Origin of the sequence: Nitratidesulfovibrio oxamicus (assembly GCF_015731765.1) — a bacterium.
GTDB lineage: Bacteria > Desulfobacterota > Desulfovibrionia > Desulfovibrionales > Desulfovibrionaceae > Cupidesulfovibrio > Cupidesulfovibrio oxamicus.
The window spans coordinates 1-1,097 of sequence record NZ_VRYY01000616.1 but is presented as its reverse complement, the minus strand read 5'-3'; the positions used below and the strand labels follow the sequence as shown (position 1 = coordinate 1,097).

General features: G+C 71.1%; 2 protein-coding genes. Both read left to right on the top strand.

The window, feature by feature from the left end; genetic code table 11:
• Positions 1-220, top strand: a 220-nt coding sequence (locus FVW20_RS16285; RefSeq protein WP_196610415.1) for a hypothetical protein, incomplete at its 5' end; no start/stop codon positions are given.
• Between the two features lie 144 nt (positions 221-364).
• Positions 365-1,097: thiamine-phosphate kinase (locus tag FVW20_RS16280; protein WP_196610414.1), on the top strand; the 733-nt coding region annotated here is incomplete at its 3' end.

Sequence of the window (1,097 nt, the reverse complement as noted above, 5' to 3'; positions counted from 1 at the left end):
TGGCGGGCAATCCGGCGGCCAGCCAGCCGCCGATGCTGCCGCGCCTTCGCTGCTGTCCGGGGGCACGGCCCCGGCGGGCCGGTGCGGCTACTGCACCCACCGCATCTTCGGGCGCGGCAAGATCGTGCAGCACCTGCCGCCCGACAAGTATCGCGTGAACTTTCCCGGTTTCGGCCTCAAGGTGATCATGGCCGAATACCTGACGCTGGAATCAGACTGACACGGGCAGCGCCGTCAGGCCGATGCGGCATGGCGGCGTGCTCCGGCGGCGCGAAAGGCGTCGCCCGTCCCGAAAGCGCAGGCGAAGCGTGTTTCGCCGCCCGCGCCGCAGGGGCGTTCCACCGCACATCCCAGGAGCCTTCGCATGACCCGGCTTGCCTCCGAGGACGATTTCCTCGCCGCCATCGACCGCCATTTCAGCAATGCCCACCCCCACCTGTGCGTGGGACGCGGCGACGACTGCGCCGTCATCGCCTGTCCGCCGCGCATGGCCGTGAGCACCGACCTGTTCAACGAGCACAGCCACTTCCGCACCAGCTACTTCACCCCCGGCGACATCGGCCACAAGGCGCTGGCCGTGAACATCAGCGACCTCGCCGCCTGCGGGGCGCGTCCGCTGGGCTTCAGCTTGGCGTTCACCGCGCCCGCCGACCTTTCGCGCGAGTTCTGCGACGAGATGCTGTCCGCCATGGCAACCCTGGCCCGCGAGCACGACATGGCCCTGTCCGGGGGCGACCTGACCCGGGGCGATGCCCTGTCCCTGTGCATCACCGTATGGGGCGGCCCCGCGCCGCGCCTCACCCATGCGGGCATAATGGAGGATGGCGGGCCGGAAGGTGGGGAGAGTTGCGCGGCTGATGCCGCAGGCTGCATCGAGTCAAGCGGCGGTCACCCGCAACCCTCTGCCGGGGGTACGTCGCCCTTCCTGCGCCGGGGCGGCTGCCAGCCGGGCGACCAGTTGTTTCTTGTGGGGAGCGTGGGTCTGGCCCGCGTGGGCCTGCTGGCGCTGGAAAGCATGGGGGCAGAGGCCGCCCGCCTGTACCCGGAGGCGTGCCGCGCCCATTTGCGCCCGCGTCCGCAGGTGGCGGCGGGGCTGG